The organism is Micromonospora chersina (assembly GCF_900091475.1).
GTDB lineage: Bacteria > Actinomycetota > Actinomycetes > Mycobacteriales > Micromonosporaceae > Micromonospora > Micromonospora chersina.
Map to the genome: position 1 here is coordinate 71,313 of NZ_FMIB01000002.1, position 19,809 is coordinate 91,121.

Consider the following 19,809-nt stretch of genomic DNA (forward strand, 5'->3'; position numbering starts at 1 on the left):
ATGTCGTACGCCCAGCGGCGGCTCTGGTTCCAGTGGCAGGTCGAGGGGCCGAGCGGCACCTACAACAGCCCGACGATCGTGCGGCTGGCCGGCCGGCTCGACCCGGCCGCGCTCGACACCGCACTGCGCGACGTCATCGGGCGCCACGAGCCGCTGCGCACCGTCTTCCCGGCGACCGGCGGCGAACCCGCCCAGCGGGTGCTCGACCCGGACGAGCTGACCTGGGAACTCACCCGGGTCCGGGTGACGCCCGCCGCCGCCGCGCCGCCGGTGCCGCTGGTCGCCTTCGCCGAACTGCCCTGGGACCGGCCGACCCCCGAACTGCCCGCCGTCGCCCCCGCCACCGACCTGCCCGGCGCCGAGATCACCGCCGCCGAGTTGCCCGCCACCGTCGCCCGGGTCGCCGCGTACGCCTTCGACCTGGCCACCGAGATCCCCGTCCGGGCGTGGCTGTTCACCGTCCAGCCCGACGAGCACGTCCTCGTCGTGGTGGTGCACCACATCGCCACCGACGGCTGGTCCGGTGAGCCGTTCGCCCGCGACCTCGCCGCCGCGTACGCGGCCCGCGCCGCAGGGCGGGCGCCGGAGTGGACGCCCCTGCCGGTCCGGTACGCCGACTACGCCCTCTGGCAGCGGGACCTGCTCGGCGCCGCCGACGACCCGGACAGCCGGCTGTCCACCCAGCTCGCCTGGTGGCGGGAGGCGCTGGCCGGCGCCCCCGAGGAACTGCCGCTGCCCACCGACCGGCCCCGCCCGGTCGAGCCCTCGTACCGCGGCCACACCCGGGGGCTGAGCCTCCCCGCCGACGTGCACCGGCGGCTCGCCGCGCTCGCCCGGCGGCGCCGGGCCACCCTGCCGATGCTCTACCAGGCCGCCACGGCCGTCACCCTGTCCCGGCTGGGCGCCGGCACCGACCTGCCGATCGGCACGCCCGTCGCCGGCCGCGCCGACGAGGCCCTGAACGACCTCGTCGGCTTCTTCGTCAACACGCTCGTCGTCCGGGCCGACCTCACCGGCGACCCGACCTTCGCCGAGGTCCTCGACCGGGTACGCGGCGCCGCCGTGCGCGCCCTCGCCCACTCCGACGTGCCGTTCGACCGGCTGGTCGAGGAGTTCGCCCCGGCCCGGGTGCTCGGCCGGCACCCGCTCTTCCAGGTGGTCGTCGCCCCGCTCGACACGGGCGCCACCCTCGACCTCGACGGGGTACGCGCCGACGCCCTCACCGTCGGCCGCCCGACCGCCCGGTTCGACCTGGAGGCCACGCTCGGCGAGACGTACGACGGGCAGGGCCGGCCGGCCGGTGTCCGCGGCGTGGTCACGGCGGCCGCCGACCTGTTCGACCCGGCGACCGTCGCCCGGCTCACCGCCTGCCTGGGCCGGGTGCTCACCGCCATGGCCGACGACCCGGACGCCCGGGTCTCCGCCGTCGACCTGCTCGACGCGGCCGAGCGGCGGCAGGTCCTGGTCGACTGGAATGACACGGCGGTGCCGGTGGCGGACGTGTCGGTGCCCGAGGCGTTCGCCGCGCGGGTGGCCGCCGACCCGGACGCGATCGCCGTGGTGTCCGGCGAGGTGTCGCTGTCCTTCGCCGAGTTGGATGCCCGGGCCGAGCGGCTGGCGCGCCGGCTCGTGGCGGCGGGCGTGGGTCCTGAGTCGGCGGTGGCCGTGGTGCTGGAGCGTTCCGCTGAGCTGCTGGTGGCGCTCCTGGCGGTCCTGAAGGCCGGTGGGGCCTATCTGCCGTTGGACGTGGCGTGGCCGCTCGCGCGGATGCGGACGGTGGCCGCCGACGCGGGGGCGCGGGTGGTGGTGCTGCATGAGGCGACGGCGGGGCACGAGTTCGTGACCGGCGCCGAGGGGCTGACGCTGCTGCGGGTGGATCTGGCCGGCTCGCCTGACGCCGTCGCGGAACTTCCGGCGGCGGTGTCGCCGTCGTCGGTGGCGTACCTGATGTACACGTCGGGCTCGACCGGTGTGCCGAAGGGCGTGGTGACGACCCACCGGGACGTGGTGCGCCTGGCGCGGGACCGGTGCTGGGGCGAGACGCCCCGCGTCCTGTTCCACGCGCCGCACGCGTTCGACGCGTCGACGTATGAGATCTGGGTGCCGCTGCTGTCCGGCGGGGCCGTGGTCGTCGCCCCTGCGGGGGTGCCGGACGTGGCGGCGATCCGTGCTCTGGTGACCGGCCACGACCTGACCCACGTCCACGTGACGGCGGGCCTGCTGCGGGTGCTGGCCGACCGCGACCCGGCCTGCTTCGCCGGGCTGCGCGAGGTGCTCACCGGCGGTGACGTGGTGCCCGCGCAGGCGGTGCGCCGGGTTCTGGACGCGAACCCTGGCCTGCGGGTGCGGCAGCTCTACGGGCCCACGGAGATCACCCTCTGCGCCACGCAGCACGAGGTCACCGATCCCGCCCAGGTCGGCGATGTCCTGCCGATCGGCCGGCCCCTGGACAACACCCGCGTGTACGTCCTGGACGACCGGCTCCAGCCGGTCCCGGTCGGCGTCCCGGGCGAGCTGTACGTGTCCGGGGCCGGTGTGGCCCGGGGCTACCTGGGCCGCGCCGCCCTGACCGCCGAACGCTTCGTGGCCGACCCGTTCGACGGCGGCCGGATGTACCGCACGGGCGACCGGGTGAAGTGGAACGCCGACGGGCGGCTCGTCTTCGCCGGGCGCACCGACGACCAGGTGAAGATCCGCGGCTACCGGGTCGAGCCCGGTGAGGTCGAGGCGGTGCTGGCCGCCCACCCGGCGGTGGCGCAGGCGGCCGTGCTGGTCCGCGAGGACAGCCCCGGGGACAAGCGCCTGGTCGCCTACCTGGTGCCCGCCGAGGCCGGACAGCCCGTCACCGACACCGTGCGGCAGCACACCGCCGAGCGGCTGCCCGGGTACCTCGTGCCCTCCGCGTTCGTGGAGCTGGACACCCTGCCGCTGACCGGCAACGGGAAACTCGACAGGGCCGCCCTGCCGGCGCCGCAGACTGTCGCCACGAGGGCGGGGCGGGCCCCCGCCGACGCGCGGGAGGAACTGCTCTGCGCGGCGTTCGCCGAGGTGCTCGGCCTGCCCGCCGTCGGCGTGGACGACGACTTCTTCGCCCTGGGCGGGCACTCCCTGCTGGCCGTGTCCCTGGTGGAGCACCTGCGCCGGCGTGGGGTGGCGGTGTCCGTGCGTACCCTCTTCGTCAGCCCCACGCCGGCCGCGCTCGCCGCCGTCGCCGGCCCCGAGGCGGTGGCCGTGCCGCCGAACCTCATCCCGGCCGGCGCCACCGCGCTCACCCCGGAACTGCTGCCCCTTGTCGACCTCACAGCGGCCGAGGTCGACGCCGTGGTGGCCACCGTGCCGGGCGGCGCGGCAAACGTGGCAGACGTCTACCCGCTCACCCCGCTCCAGGAGGGCATCCTCTTCCACCACCGGATGGCCGACCAGGGCGGCACCGACGTCTACGCCATGCCCTTCGTGCTCCGCGCCGACACCCGGCAGCGGGTCGACGAGTTCCTCGACGCGCTGCGTCGGGTCGTCGACAGGCACGACGTCTACCGCACCGCGATCGTCTGGGAGAACCTGCGCGAGCCCGTCCAGGTCGTGTGGCGCCGCGCCGACCTGCCGGTCACCGAGGTGACCCTGGAACCCGGCGGCGACCCCGTCGACCAGCTTCGCGCCGCCGCCGGCGGCTGGCTGGAGCTGCACCGCGCACCGCTGATCGGCGCGCACGTCGCCGCGGACCCGTCCGGCGACGGCTGGCTCGTGCTGCTGCGCATGCACCACCTCGTGCAGGACCACACCTCCCTGGAGGTGGTGCTCGACGAGATCCGCACCCTCCTGGCCGACCGCGCCGACCGCGCCGACCGGCTGCCCGCGCCGCTGCCGTTCCGCGAGTTCGTCGCCCACTCCCGGCACGGCGTGCCCGAGACGGCGCACCGGGAGTTCTTCGCCGGGCTCCTCGGCGACGTCACCGAGACCACCGCCCCCTACGGCCTGCTGGACGTGCACGGGGACGGCACCGACGCCGCGCAGGCGCAGCTCGCCGTGACCGACGACCTCGCCGGGCGGATCCGCACCCTGGCCCGGACGCTCGGCGTCAGCCCCGCGACGCTGTTCCACCTGGCCTGGGCGCGGGTGGTGGCCGCGGTGTCCGGCCGCGACGACGTCGTCTTCGGCACCATGCTGCTCGGCCGGCTGTTCGCCGGCCCCGGCGCCGACCGGGCCCCCGGCCTGTTCATGAACATGCTGCCCGTCCGCGCCCGGCTCGCCGGCCGGACCGTCCGCGACGCGCTGGGGGAGATGCGCCGGCAACTCGCCGACCTGCTCACCCACGAGCACGCGCCGCTGGTCCTCGCCCAGCAGGCCAGCGCCCTGCCCGGCGGCAGCCCGCTGTTCACGTCGATCTTCAACTACCGGCACAACCAGGTCGACGTCCGACGCTCCGGCACCGGCATCGACGGGGTCGACGCGCTGCTCACCAAGGAACCCACCAACTATCCCCTCGACGTGTCGGTCAACCAGGGCCCGGACGGCTTCGAGGTGATCGTCGAGGCCACCGCCCCCGCCGACCCGGCCGAGGTCTGCCGGCTCCTGGTCACCTGCCTGGCCAACCTTGTCGCCGCCCTCGAACACGCCCCGGACACCCCCATCGCCGCGGTCGACCCGCTCGGCCCCGCGCAGCTCGACCGCATCCTGCGCGAGTGGAACGCCACCGCCGTGCCGGTGCCGGACGGCCTCGTGCCCGCGCTGTTCAGCGCCCAGGCCACCCGCACACCGGACGCGGTCGCGCTGGTCGGCGGCGAGGTCGAGTGGACCTACCGGGAGGTCGAGGAACGCGCGAACCGGCTGGCCCGGCACCTGGTCGCCGCCGGCGTCGGCCCGGAGTCCGTGGTCGCGCTCATGCTGGAACGCTCCCCGCAGCTGCTCGTGGCGATCCTCGGTGTGCTCAAGGCCGGCGGCGCGTACCTGCCCGTCGACCCGGACCAGCCGCGCGAACGCGTCGGCCACGTGCTGTCCGACGCCCGGCCCGTGGCCGTCCTCGCCCAACTCCGCACCGCCCCGTGGGTGCCGCTCGACGTGGCGACCGTCGTCGTCGTGGACGCCCCGCCGACCGTGGCCACGCTGGCCGCGCTCGACCCGACCCCGCTCACCGACGCGGACCGGTCGGCGCCGCTGTTGCCGGGTCATCCGGCGTATGTGATCTACACGTCGGGGTCGACGGGTCGGCCGAAGGGTGTGGTGGTCTCGCACGCCGGGTTCGTGAACCTGTCGGCCAGTCATGGCCGGTTCGGGGTGGGCCCCGGTGCGCGGGTGGCGCAGTTCGCGTCGGTGGGTTTCGACATGTTCTGCGAGGAGTGGCTCCTCGCTCTGTGTTCGGGTGCGGCGCTGGTCACGGTGCCGCCGGAGCGGCGGCTCGGCGCGGATTTCGCGGCGTTTCTGAACGAGCAGGGGGTCACCCACGCGACCCTGCCGCCGGCGGTGGTGGCGACCATCCCGGACGGCGCCCTGGATCGGTCGTTCGTCCTCGATGTGGGTGGTGACGCGTGCCCGCCGGAGTTGGTGGCCCGGTGGACGGCCGAGGGTCGGGTGATGTTCAACAGTTACGGCCCGACCGAGACGACGGTGAACGCGGCCGTGTGGCGGTGCCGGGCGGATCTTCCCGGTGGCGCGGTGCCGATCGGCTCCCCGATCGCGAACACCCGCGCCTACGTCCTGGACGACGCCCTGAACCCGGTCCCGCCCGGCGTCATCGGTGAGCTGTACGTCTCCGGTTCCGGGCTCGCCCGTGGCTATCTGGGTCGGGCGGGGTTGACGGGGGAGCGGTTCGTGGCCTGCCCGTTCGAGCCCGGTGCGCGGATGTACCGCACGGGTGACCGGGTGCGGTGGACGGCCGACGGGGAACTGGTGTTCGCGGGTCGGGCGGACGACCAGGTGAAGATCCGCGGGTTCCGCATCGAGCCCGGCGAGGTCGAGGCCGTGCTTGCCGAACACCCCGACGTCGCCCAGGTCGCCGTGATCGCCCGCGAGGACAGCCCCGGCGACATCCGGCTCGTCGCATACGTCGTACCCGCCGACGGGGCCGAGCGGGACGGGCTGGCCGAGACGCTGCGGGGGCACGCCGCCGGGCGGCTGCCCGCGTACATGGTGCCCGCCGCCGTGGTGCTCCTCGACGCGTTCCCGCTCACCGTCAACGCCAAGCTCGACCGGAAGGCGCTGCCCGCCCCCCGGTACGCCGCCGGCGCCGGCCGGGCACCCACAAGCGCCCGCGAGGAACTGCTCTGCGACGCGTTCGCCGAGGTCCTCGGCGTCGACCGGGTCGGCGTCGACGACGACTTCTTCGCCCTCGGCGGGCACAGCCTGCTCGCCGTCTCCCTCGTCGAGCGGCTGCGGCAGCGCGGCGTCACCGTCTCCGTCCGCGCCCTGTTCACCACCCCCACCCCGGCCGGGCTGGCCGCCGCCGCCGGTCCCGGGACGGTGGCCGTGCCGCCGAACCTCATCCCCGACGGCGCCACCGCCCTCACCCCGGCCATGCTGCCGCTCGTCGACCTCACCGAGGCCGAGGTCGCCACGATCGTGGCCGCCGTGCCCGGCGGGGCCGGCAACGTGGCCGACGTCTACCCGCTCGCCCCGCTCCAGGAGGGGCTGTTCTTCCACCACCTCATGGCCGACCGGGACGGCACCGACGTCTACGTCACGCCCACCGTGCTGCGCTGCGACAGCCGCGAGCGGCTCGACGCCTTCCTGGCCGCCCTCCAGCAGGTGGTCGACCGCAACGACGTCTACCGCACCGCGATCGTCCACGAGGGGCTGCGCGAGGCCGTCCAGGTCGTCGTCCGCCACGCCGACCTGCCCGTCCACGAGGTCACCGTCGACCCCGCCGACCCGGTCCAGGCGCTGCTCGCCGCGGCCGGCGGCTGGATGGAACTGCGCCGCGCGCCGCTTGTCGACGCGTACGTGGCCGCCGAACCCGGCGGCGACGGCTGGCTCGTGCTGGTCCGCATCCACCACCTCGTGCAGGACCACACCGCCCTCGAGGTGCTGCTGCACGAACTGCACGCCTACCTGGAGGGGCGCGGCGACACGCTGCCCGCCCCGGTGCCGTTCCGCGAGTTCGTCGCCCAGGCCCGGCTCGGCGTGTCCCGCGCCGCGCACGAGCGCTGGTTCGCCGACCTGCTCGGCGACGTCACCGAGACCACCGCCCCGTACGGGCTGCTCGACGTGCACGGCGACGGCGCCGCGTACGTCCAGGGGCGGCGCACCGTCGAACCGGCGCTCGCCGCCCGGGTCCGCGACCTGGCCCGTACCCTCGGGGTCAGCCCCGCCACCCTGTTCCACCTGGTGTGGGCGCGGGTCCTCGGGGTCCTCGCCGGCCGCGACGACGTGGTCTTCGGCACCGTCCTGTTCGGCCGGATGAACGCGGGGGCCGGCGCCGACCGGGTCTCCGGCCTGTTCATCAACACCCTGCCGGTGCGGGTCGGCCTGCGCGGCACCGTCGGCGGCGCCCTGGCGGCGCTGCGGGACCAGCTCGCCGACCTGCTGGTGCACGAGCACGCCCCGCTCGCCGTCGCCCAGGCGGCCAGCGGCGTGCCCGGCGGCAGCCCGCTGTTCACGTCGATCTTCAACTACCGGCACAACCAGGTCAGCGCCGAGGAGGCCGGCGCCGCCCTGCCCGGCATCACGGTGGTCTCCGCCCGCGACCTCACCAACTACCCGGTCACCGTCGCCGTGGACGACGACGGGACCGGCTTCGACCTGGTCGTCGAGGGGCCCGTCGACGCCGACGGGGTGTGCGCGCTGCTGCGGACCGCCCTGGCCGGGATCGTCGCCGCGCTGACCGACCGACCGGACACCCCGCTGGACGCCGTCGACGTCCTCGACGCCGACGAGCGCGCCCGGCTGCTCACCGCCTGGAACCCGGCCCCCGTGCCGGTGGCGGACCGCACCCTGCCGGACCTCTTCGACGCGCAGGCGGCCCGGGCTCCGGAGGCGGTCGCGCTCACCTTCGACGGCCGGCACCTCACCTACGCCGAGGTCGCCGAACGGGCCAACCGGCTGGCGCGGCTGCTCGTCGCGCGCGGCATCGGGCCCGAGGACCTGGTCGGCGTGCTCATGGACCGCACCCCCGACCTCGTGGTGGCGTTGCTGGCCGTGCTCAAGGCCGGCGCCGGCTACCTGCCCGTCGACCCGGCGTACCCGGCCGAGCGGATCGGCTTCGTGCTCGCCGACGCCGGCGCGGTCTGCGCGGTCACCACCGCGGCCTCCGCCGCGGCAGTGCCGGCGGGCGTGCCGCCGCTGGTCCTCGACGACCCCGCGGTACGCGAGACCCTCGCCGGCCTGCCCGGCACGCCGGTCACCGACGCCGACCGGACCGCGCCGCTGCGCTCCGGGCACCCCGCGTACGTGATCTACACGTCCGGCTCCACCGGCGCCCCGAAGGGCGTGCTCATCCCGCACCGCGACGTGGTGGCGCTGTTCGCCGCGACGGAGGGGCTGTTCGGATTCGGGGCGGACGACGTGTGGTCCTGGTTCCACTCGTTCGCGTTCGACTTCTCGGTCTGGGAGATCTGGGGTTCCCTGCTGCACGGCGGCCGGGTCGTCGTGGTGCCGTACGCCGTCTCCCGCTCCCCGCAGGAGTTCGCCGACCTGCTGGTCCGCGAGCGGGTCACCATGCTCAGCCAGACCCCGTCCGCCTTCTACCAGCTCATGGACTCCGACGTGCTCCGCGACGGGGCGCTGCGCGCGGTCGTCTTCGGCGGTGAGGCCCTGGAGCCGGCCCGGCTGGCGGACTGGTGGGCGCGGCACGGGGAGTCCGGGCCGCGGCTGGTCAACATGTACGGCATCACGGAAACCACCGTGCACGTCACCTACCAGGCCCTCGAACCGGCCGACGCGGACGCCGGCAGCGTGATCGGCCGGGGCCTGCCCGGCCTGTCGGTGTACGTCCTCGACGAGCGCCTCCGGCCGGTGCCGGCCGGCGTGGCCGGCGAGGTCTACGTGGCCGGCGCCCAGCTCGCCCGCGGCTACGTGGGTCGCGCCGCCCTGACCGGGGAACGCTTCGTGGCCTGCCCGTTCGGCGCGCCGGGCGGCCGGATGTACCGCACCGGCGACCGCGCGAGGTGGACGACCGACGGGCGGCTGGTCTTCGCCGGCCGCGCCGACGACCAGGTCAAGGTGCGCGGCTTCCGCATCGAGCCGGGCGAGATCCAGGCCGTCCTCGCCGACCACCCGGCCGTCGGGCAGGCCGCAGTGGTGGCCCGGCAGGACACCGGCGACACCCGCCTCGTCGGCTACCTGGTGCCCGCCGAGGGCGCCGCCACCGACGGGCTCGCCGAGGCGGTCCGCGGCTTCGCCGCCGAGCGGCTGCCCGCGTACATGGTGCCGGCCGCCCTCGTGCTGCTCGACGCGCTGCCGCTGACCGTCAACGGCAAGCTCGACCGCCGCGCCCTGCCCGCACCCGAGTACACCGCCGCCACCACCGGCCGCGCACCCGCCACCCCCGCCGAGGAGCTGCTCTGCGCCGCATTCGCCGAGGTGCTGGGCCTGGACCGGGTCGGCGTGGACGACGACTTCTTCGCCCTCGGCGGCCACTCCCTGCTCGCCATCGCGCTCGTCGAACAGCTCCGCCGGCGCGGGCTGAGCGTGCCGGTGCGCGCCCTGTTCCAGACCGCCACCCCGGCCGGCCTGGCCGCGGTGGCCGAACCGCACCGCGTGCAGGTGCCGCCGAACCTCATCCCGGACGGCGCCACCGCCCTCACCCCGGCCATGCTCCCGCTTGTCGACCTCACCGAGGCCGAGCTGGCCCGCGTCGTGGCCACCGTTCCGGGCGGCGCCGCCAACATCGCCGACGTCTACCCCCTGGCCCCGCTCCAGGAGGGCATCTTCTTCCACCACCTGATGGACGACGACACCGACGTCTACGCCCTGCCGTACGTGCTGCACCTCGACACCCGCGACCGCCTCGACGCCTTCCTGGCCGCGCTGCGCCACCTGGTGGCCCGCAACGACATCTACCGCACGAGCGTCGTCTGGGACGGGCTGCGCGAACCGGTCCAGGTGGTGTGGCGCCACGCCGACCTGCCCGTCGAGGAGGCCACCCTCGACCCGGCCGCCGACCCGGTCGAGGCGCTGCTCGCCGCCGCCGGCACCCGGATCGACCTCGGCGCCGCCCCGCTGATGCGCGCCCACGTGGCCGCCGCCCCCGACGGCGGCTGGCTGCTGCTCCTGCGTATCCACCACCTCGTCCAGGACCACACCACCTTCGACGTGGTCCTCGATGAGCTGCGCGCCGTTCTCACCGGCCGCGCCGAGGAACTGCCGCCGCCGCTGCCGTACCGCGAGTTCGTCGCGCGGGCCCGGCTCGGGGTCTCCGACGAGGAGCACGAGCGGTACTTCGCCGACCTGCTCGGCGACGTCACCGAGACCACCGCCCCCTACGGCCTCACCGACACCCACCACGACGGCACCACCGCCGTCCAGGTGCAGCTCACCGCCGACCGGGCGCTCACCGCCCGGGTCCGGGACCTGGCCCGGGCGTACGCGGTCAGCCCGGCCACGATCCTCCACCTGGCCTGGGCCCGGCTGCTCGGCACGCTCGCCGGCCGCGACGACGTGGTCTTCGGCACCATCCTCTTCGGCCGGATGAACGCCGGCGCCGGCGCCGACCGGGCCCCCGGCCTGTTCATCAACACGCTGCCCGTGCGGGTACGGCTCGCCCGGCACGGCGTCGCCGACGCGCTGACCGCCCTGCGCGACCAGCTCGCCGACCTGCTCGTGCACGAGCACGCCCCCCTCGCGCTCGCCCAGCGCGCCAGCGGCGTCCCCGCCGCCGCCCCGCTGTTCACCTCGCTGTTCAACTACCGGCACAACCTGCCCACCGACGGGCACCCGGGCGCCGGCCTGGACGGGGTCACGGCGGTCCTGCACCGGGACAACACCAACTACCCGATGGTCGTCTCCGTCGACGACGACGGCACGGACTTCGCGCTGGTCGTCGAGGCGGTCGCCCCGGCGGACCCGACCCGCGTCGGTTCGCTGCTGCTCACCTGCCTGGACAGCCTCACCGCCGCGCTGGAGCAGGCGCCGCAGACCCCGCTCGGCGCCGTGGAGGTGCTGGACGCCGCCGAGCTGCGCCAGGTGGTCGAGGAGTGGAACGCCACCGAGGCGCCGGTCACCGACGAGCCGGTGCCCGCGGCGTTCGCCCGGCGGGTGGCCGCCGACCCGGACGCCGTGGCCGTGGCCGCGGCCGGGGCCGCCGCGCTGTCGTACCGGGAACTGGACGAGCGCGCCGACCGGCTGGCCCGCCGGCTGGTCGCCGCCGGAGTCCGCCCCGAGACGCCGGTCGCGGTGGTCATGGAACGCTCCGCCGAGCTGGTCGTGGCGCTGCTGGCCGTGCTGAAGGCCGGCGGCGTCTACCTGCCGCTGGACGTCGCCTGGCCGGCGGCCCGGATGCGGGCCGTCGCCGCCGACGCGGGCGCCCGGGTGGTCCTGGTGCACGCGCCGACCGCCGGGCACGACTTCGTCACCGCCGCCGCGGCCGAGGGCGCGACGGTCGTCGCCGCGGACACCGACGAGGACGGCCCCGGCGTGCTGCCGGCCCCGGCGCCGCCGTCGGCCGGGGCGTACCTCATGTACACGTCCGGCTCGACCGGGGTGCCGAAGGGCGTGCTCACCACCCACCGCGACGTGGTGCGCCTGGCCGCCGACAGGTGCTGGGGCGAGACGCCCCGGGTGCTGTTCCACGCGCCGCACGCCTTCGACGCCTCCTCGTACGAGATCTGGGTGCCGCTGCTCTCCGGCGGCACGGTGGTCGTCGCGCCGCCCGAGGCGGTCGACGGCCCCGCGCTGCGCGCCCTGGTCACCGGTCACTCGCTGACCCACGTGCACGTCACCGCCGGCCTGCTCCGGGTGCTCGCCGAGCAGGACCCGGCCTGCTTCGCAGGGGTCCGGGAGGTGCTCACCGGCGGCGACGTGGTCCCGGCCGGCGCGGTCCGCCGCGTCCTCGACGCCAACCCGGGCGTCCGGGTCCGGCAGCTCTACGGCCCCACCGAGGTCACCCTCTGCGCCACCCAGCACGAGGTAGCCGACGCCGGCGAGGTCGGCGGCGTGCTGCCGATCGGCCGGCCGCTGGACAACACCCGCGTCTACGTCCTCGACGACGCCCTCGCCCCGGTGCCCGTCGGGATCACCGGCGAGCTGTACGTCGCCGGCGCCGGGCTGGCCCGCGGCTACGCCGGCCGGCCGGCGCTGACCGGCGAGCGGTTCGTCGCCGACCCGTTCGGCTCCGGCGGGCGCATGTACCGCACCGGCGACCGCGTGCGGTGGGACGACGACGGCCGGCTGGTCTTCGCGGGCCGCGCCGACGACCAGGTGAAGATCCGCGGTTTCCGGGTCGAGCCCGGCGAGGTCGAGGCGGTCCTCGCCGCCCACCGGGCGGTGGCGCAGGCCGCCGTGCTGGTCCGCGAGGACACCCCCGGCGACAAGCGGCTCGTCGCCTACCTGGTGCCCGCCGAGGCCGGCGCGCCGATCGCCGACACCGTGCGGGAGTACGCCGCCGAGCGGCTGCCCGCCTACCTCGTGCCGGCCGCGTTCGTGACCCTCGACGCGCTGCCGCTGACCGTCAACGGCAAGCTCGACCGGGCCGCCCTGCCCGCCCCCGACCTGGCCGGCGGCGGCACCGGCCGGGCCCCGGCCACCGTCCACGAACAGCTGCTCTGCGAGATCTTCGCCGAGGTGCTGGGCCGGACCGCGGTCGGCGTGGACGACGACTTCTTCGCCCTCGGCGGGCACTCGCTGCTCGCCACCCGCCTGGTCAGCCGGGTCCGCGCGGTCTTCGAGGTGGAGGTCACCGTCCGGACCCTCTTCGAGGCGCCCACCCCCGCCGCGCTCGCCGCCCGGCTGGCCGGCGCCGACCGGGGCCGGGCCGCGCTCACCCGAGGGGTACGCCCCGAGCGCGTCCCGCTCTCCTTCGCCCAGCGCCGGCTGTGGTTCCTGGCCCAGCTCGACAGGGCCGCCGCCACCTATCACATCCCGGTGGCGCTGCGCCTCACCGGCGACCTGGACCGGGCCGCCCTCGACGCGGCGGTACGTGACGTCCTCGACCGGCACGAGGTGCTGCGGACCGTCTACCCGGTCGCCGACGGCGAGCCGTACCAGCGGGTGCTGCCCGTGGCGGAGGCCGGCGTGCGGCTCGACCTCGTGGAGGTGGCCGCCGACCGGGTCGCCGGCGCGGTGGCCGAGGTCGCGTCGCGCCCCTTCGACCTGGCCGTGCAGGCGCCGCTGCGGGCGACGCTGCTGGCCGTCGCGCCCGACGAGCACGTGCTGGTGCTGGTCGTGCACCACATCGCCGGCGACGGCTGGTCGATGGGCCCGCTCGCCCGTGACCTGTCCGCCGCGTACGCGGCCCGGCACGCCGGCCGGGCTCCCGAGTGGACCCCGCTGCCCGTCCAGTACGCCGACTACGCCCTCTGGCAGCGCGACCTGCTCGGCGCCGAGGACGACCCGGACAGCCTCATCGCCCGGCAGGTCGCCCACTGGCGCACGGCCCTCGCCGGTGCGCCGGAGGAACTGGCCCTGCCCACCGACCGGCCCCGCCCGGCCGAACCGAGCCATCGCGGCCACCCGGTCGACGTGACAGTCCCCGCCGACCTGCACCGCGACCTCGTGGCGCTGGCCCGCGCGTCCGGGGTGACCCTCTTCATGACCGTGCAGACCGCCCTGGCCGTGGTGCTGTCCCGGCTCGGCGCCGGCAACGACCTGCCCATCGGCGCGGCCGTCGCGGGCCGTACCGACCAGGGCCTCGACGACCTCGTCGGGTTCTTCGTGAACACCCTCGTCATGCGCACCGACCTGGCCGGCGACCCGACCGTCGCGGAGGCCCTGGCCCGGGTCCGCGACACGGCCCTGGACGCCTTCGCCCACCAGGACGTGCCGTTCGAGAAGCTGGTGGAGGAGCTGGCCCCGGCCCGCTCGCTGGCCCGGCACCCGCTGTTCCAGGTCCTGCTCACCCTCCAGAACACCACAGGCGACGGCGCCGGGCCGGCCCTGGACCTGCCCGGCGTGCGCGCCACCCCGCTCACCACCGGCGACGTGCCGGCCAAGGTGGACCTCGACCTCAGCATGAGCGAGGCGCTCGGCCCGGACGGGACGCCGGCCGGGATGACCGGCACCCTGCTCGCCGCCGCCGACCTCTTCGACCGGTCCACCGCCGAGCGCATCGCCGACCGGCTGGTCCGGGTCCTGCGGACCATGGCCGCCGCCCCCGACACCCGGATCTCCGCCGTCGACCTGCTCGACCCGGCCGAACGGCAGCGGCTGCTGGTCGACTGGAACGACACGGCCGTGCCGGTGGCGGACGTGTCGGTGCCCGAGGCGTTCGCCGCCCGGGTGGCGGCCGACCCGCACGGGCTGGCCGTGGCCTCGGGCGATGGATCCCTGTCCTACCGGGAGCTGGACGCCCGCGCCGAGCGCCTCGCGCGTCGCCTGGTCGCGGCGGGAGTGGGCCCGGAGTCGTCGGTGGCCGTGGTGCTGGAGCGGTCCGCCGACCTGCTGGTGGCGCTGCTGGCGGTCCTGAAGGCCGGCGCGGCCTACCTGCCGCTGGACACCGCCTGGCCCGTCGCCCGGATGCGGACGGTCGCCGCCGACGCGGGCGCCCGCGTGGTGCTGGTCCACGAGGCGACGGCCGGGCACGAGTTCGTGACCGGCGCCGACGGGCTGACACCGCTGCACGTCGACCGGTCGGGGGCGGTGGAGGTCGACAGCGTCGACGGGCCGGTGTCGCCGTCGGCGGCGGCGTACCTCATGTACACGTCGGGTTCCACGGGCGTGCCGAAGGGCGTGGTCACCACCCACCGCGACGTGGTGCGCCTCGCGCGGGACCGCTGCTGGGGCGAGACGCCGCGGGTGCTGTTCCACGCGCCGCACGCCTTCGACGCCTCCGACTACGAGATCTGGGTGCCGCTGCTGTCCGGCGGGACCGTGGTCGTGGCGCCGCCGGAGTCGATCGACGGGGCCCGGCTGCGGGCGCTCGTCGCCGGCCACGACCTGACCCACGTGCACGTGACGGCGGGCCTGCTGCGGGTGCTGGCCGACCGCGACCCGGCCTGCTTCGCCGGGCTGCGCGAGGTCCTCACCGGCGGTGACGTGGTGCCCGCGCAGGCGGTGCGCCGCGTGCTCGACGCCAACCCTGGCCTGCGGGTGCGGCAGCTCTACGGCCCCACGGAGATCACCCTCTGCGCCACCCAGCACGAGGTCACCGACCCCGCCCAGGTCGGCGATGTCCTGCCGATCGGCCGCCCCCTGGACAACACCCGCGTCTACGTCCTGGACGACCGGCTCCAGCCGGTCCCGGTCGGCGTGCCCGGTGAGCTGTACGTGGCCGGGGCCGGCGTGGCCCGGGGCTACCTGGGCCGCGCCGCCCTGACTGCCGAACGGTTCGTGGCCGACCCGTTCGACGGCGGCCGGATGTACCGCACCGGCGACCGGGTGAAGTGGAACGCCGACGGGCGGCTCGTCTTCGTCGGGCGCGCCGACGACCAGGTGAAGATCCGCGGCTACCGGGTCGAGCCCGGCGAGGCCGAGGCCGTGCTCGCCGCGCACCCCGCGGTGGCACAGGCCGCCGTGGTGGTCCGCGAGGACACCCCCGGCGACAAGCGCCTCGTCGCCTACCTCGTGCCCGCCGAGGCCGGCACGCCGGTCACCGACGCGGTCCGGCAGCACGCCGCGCGGCGGCTCCCCGGCTATCTGGTGCCCTCCGCCTTCGTGGAGCTGGACGGCCTGCCGCTGACCGGCAACGGGAAGCTCGACCGGGCCGCCCTGCCGGCGCCGTCGGCCGTCGCCGCCGGAGGCGGGCGGGCGCCCGCCGACGCGCGGGAGGAACTGGTCTGCGCGGCGTACGCCGAGGTGCTCGGCCTGCCCTGGGTCGGGGTGGACGACGACTTCTTCGCCCTGGGCGGGCACTCGCTGCTCGCCGTCTCCCTCGTGGAACACCTGCGCCGGCACGGGATCACCGTGTCCGTGCGTACCCTCTTCGTGAGCCCGACCCCGGCGGGCCTCGCCGCCGCCGCGGACGGCGCGACCGTCGCCGTGCCGGACGGGCGGATCCCGGAGGGCGCCGAGGCCGTCACGGCGGCCATGGTGCCGCTTGTCGACCTGACCGACGCCGACCTGGCCGCCGTGGTGGCCCGGGTGCCCGGCGGCGCGTCCAACGTCGCCGACATCTACCCCCTGGCGCCGCTCCAGGAAGGCATCTTCTTCCACCACCTCATGGCCGACCGGGACGGCGACGACGTCTACGTGCTGCCCACCGTGCTCGGCTTCGACGACCGCGCCCACCTGGACGGCTTCCTCGCCGCCCTCCAGCGGGTGGTCGACCGGCACGACGCCTACCGCACCGCCGTCGTCTGGCAGGACCTGCCCGAACCCGTCCAGGTGGTATGGCGCCGCGCCGAGCTGCCGGTCACCGAGGTGACCCTCGACCCCGGCGGCGACCCCGTCGACCAGCTGCGCGCCGCCGCCGGTGGCTGGCTGGAGCTGGACCGGGCGCCGCTGCTCACCGTGCACGTCGCCGCCGAGCCGGACGGGCCGGGCTGGCTGGCGCTGCTGCGCATGCACCACCTCGTGCAGGACCACACGGCCCGGGACGTGGTGCTCGACGAGGTCCGCGCGTTCCTCACCGGCCGGGACGACGAGCTGCCCGCGCCCGTGCCGTTCCGGCGGTTCGTGGCCGAGGCCCGGCTCGGCGTGTCCCGCGCCGAGCACGAACGGTACTTCGCCGGCCTGCTCGGTGACGTCACCTGGACCACCGCCCCGTACGGCCTGGTCGACATCCACGGCGACGGCAGCGACGCAGGGCGCGCCCACACCGCCCTCGACGCCGGCCTGGCCGACCGGCTGCGCGCCACCGCCCGCACCCACGGGGTCAGCCCGGCCACCCTGTTCCACCTGGCCTGGGCCCGGGTCCTCGCCGCCGTCTCCGGCCGCGACGACGTGGTCTTCGGCACCGTCCTGCTGGGCCGGCTGAGCAGCGGCGCCGACCGGGTGCCCGGCCTGTTCATGAACACCCTGCCGGTCCGGGTCCGGCTCGCCGGCGCCGGCGTGGCCGACGCGCTCACCCAGGTGCGGCACCGCCTGGCCGAACTGGTCGCCCACGAGCACGCCCCGCTCGCGGTGGCCCAGCAGGCCAGCGGTCTGCCCGCCCAGGCGCCGCTGTTCAGCTCGCTGTTCAACTACCGGCACGCGCAGCCGCCCGCCGTCGACCCCGACGACCCGCTCAGCGGCGTGCGGACCCTGTTCACCGAGGAACGGAACAACTACCCGGTCACCGTCTCCGTCGACGACCACGGCACCGGCTTCACGGTCACCGTCGACGCCGTCGCGCCCGCCGACGCCGACCGGGTCGCCGCGCTGCTGCACACCGCGCTGGACCAGCTCACCGCCGCTCTCGACCGGACCCCCGACCTGCCCGTCGCGGCCGTCGACGTCGGGCCGGTGCAGACCCCGGCCCCGGCCACCCGGGCGGTGCTCGTCCCGGCCGCCGAGGTGGCCGAGGGCGGCGGGCGGGCGCCCGCGAACGCGTACGAGGAGCTGATCTGCCAGGCGTACGCGCAGGTCCTCGGCGTCGAGCGGGTCGGCGTCGACGACGACTTCTTCACCCTGGGCGGCAACTCCCTGCTCGCCACCCGGCTGGTCAGCCGGATCCGCTCCGCGCTCGCCGCCGAGGTCTCCATCCGGGCGCTCTTCGAGTCGCTCACCCCGGCCCGGCTGGCCCGCCGCCTGCACCGCGCCGCCCCCGGCCGGCTGCCGCTGACCGCCCGGGAACGCCCCGGGCGGCCGCCGCTGTCCTCCGCGCAGCGCCGGCTCTGGTTCGTCGGCCAACTGGAGGGCAGCACCGCCAGCTACAGCAACACCATGGCGCTGCGGCTCACCGGCGCCCTCGACGTGGCCGCGCTGCGGTCGGCGCTGCGTGACGTGGTCGGCCGGCACGAGGCGCTGCGCACCGTCGTCCCCCTCCACGACGGCGAGCCGTACCAGCGGGTGCTGCCGGCCGACGAGGTCGACCTGGACCTGCCGGTCGCCGAGGTGACCCCGGACGGGCTCGCCGACGCCGTCGCCGGGGTCACCGGCCACGCCTTCGACCTGGCCACCGAGATCCCGGTCCGCGCCTGGCTGTTCGCCATCGCCCCCACCGAGCACGTCCTCGTGCTGGTGATCCACCACATCGCCACCGACGGCTGGTCGATGGCCCCGTTCACCCGGGACGTCTCCGCCGCGTACGCGGCCCGCGCCGAGGGGCGGGCGCCGGAGTGGACGCCGCTGCCCGTGCAGTACGCCGACTACGCCCTCTGGCAGGCCGAGCTGCTGGGCTCCGCCGACGACCCGGAGAGCACCCGCAGCCGGCAGCTCGCCTGGTGGCGGGACGCCCTCGCCGGCCTCCCGGAGGAGATCCCGCTGCCCACCGACCGGCCCCGCCCCAGCGTGGCCGGCCACCACGGCGACGAGGTGCCGGTGGAACTCGGCGCGGCGCTGCACCGCCGGGTCGTGGAGCTGGCCGCGGCGGAACGGGTCACCGTCTTCATGGTCCTCCAGGCCGCGTTCGCCGCCCTGCTCAGCCGGCACGGGGCCGGCACCGACGTGCCGATCGGCACCGCCCTGGCGGGGCGCACCGACGAGGCCCTCGACGACCTGGTCGGCTTCTTCGTCAACATGCTGGTGCTGCGCACCGACGTCTCGGGCGACCCCAGCTTCACCGAGCTGCTGCGGCGGGTCCGCGCCACCGACCTCGCCGCGTACGCCCACCAGGACCTGCCCTTCGAGGACGTGGTGGAACGGCTGGTCCCGGAGCGGTCCCTGGCCCGGCACCCGCTGTTCCAGGTGGCCCTCGCCGTGCAGAACGCCCCCGAGGCCGAACCCCGGCTGCCCGGGCTGACCGTGGCGGCCGAGCCCGCCGCGCACGGCCTGGCCCGCTACGACCTCACCCTCACCCTCGCCGAGCGGCACGACGAGCGGGGTGGGCCCGCCGGGCTGGGCGGCGTGCTGGAGTTCCGCACCGACCTGTTCGACAGGTCCACCGTGGCCGGTCTCGCGCAGCGGCTGGTCCGTCTCCTCGACGCCGTGCTCACCGACCCGGAGCGGCCGCTGAGCCGCGTCGACCTCCTCGACCCGGCCGAGCGGCGACGGCTGCTCGTCGACTGGAACGCCACCCGGCGGGACGTGCCGCCGGCCACCGTGCCGGAGCTGTTCGCCGCGCAGGTCGCCCGCCGCCCGGACGCCGCCGCGCTGCACGCCGGCGACACCACCATCGGGTACGCCGACCTGGACGCCCGCGCCAACCGGCTGGCGCGGCTGCTCGTGGCCGGCGGCGTCGGGCCGGAGTCCGTGGTCGCCGTGGTGCTGGACCGCTCGGTCGACCTGGTCGTCGCGTTCCTCGCAGTGGTCAAGGCGGGCGGCGTCTACCTGCCCGTCGACCCGGCCCACCCGGCCGCCCGGGTGGCGTACCTGCTCGACGACGCCCGCCCGGCCCACGTGCTGACCAGCCCGCAGCGGCGCGACGTGCTGCCCGCCGGCGCGGACCTGCCGGTCACCGTGCTCGGCGCACCGGAGACCGACGCCGCGCTCGCCGCCCTCGACCCGACCGACCCCACCGACGCCCACCGGGTCGCCCCGCTGCGCCCCGAGCACCCGGCGTACCTCATCTACACCTCCGGCTCCACCGGCCGACCCAAGGGCGTGCTGGTCACCCACCGCGGCGTGGCCGCCCTGGTCACCACCCAGGTGGAACGCCTCGGCGTCACCCCGGACAGCCGGGTGCTCCAGTTCGCCTCGATCGGCTTCGAC

At 76.1% G+C, this 19,809-nt stretch carries 1 protein-coding gene (cut by a window edge); it reads left to right on the forward strand.

Annotated features, from left to right (window positions below):
• On the forward strand, positions 1–19,809 hold the 5' portion of the coding sequence (locus GA0070603_RS00355) for a non-ribosomal peptide synthetase (RefSeq protein ID WP_091305496.1). Its footprint extends 1,188 nt past the window's final position; 19,809 of the gene's 20,997 nt are visible here — the first part of the coding sequence; it begins with the start codon at positions 1–3; the stop codon falls past the right edge of the window.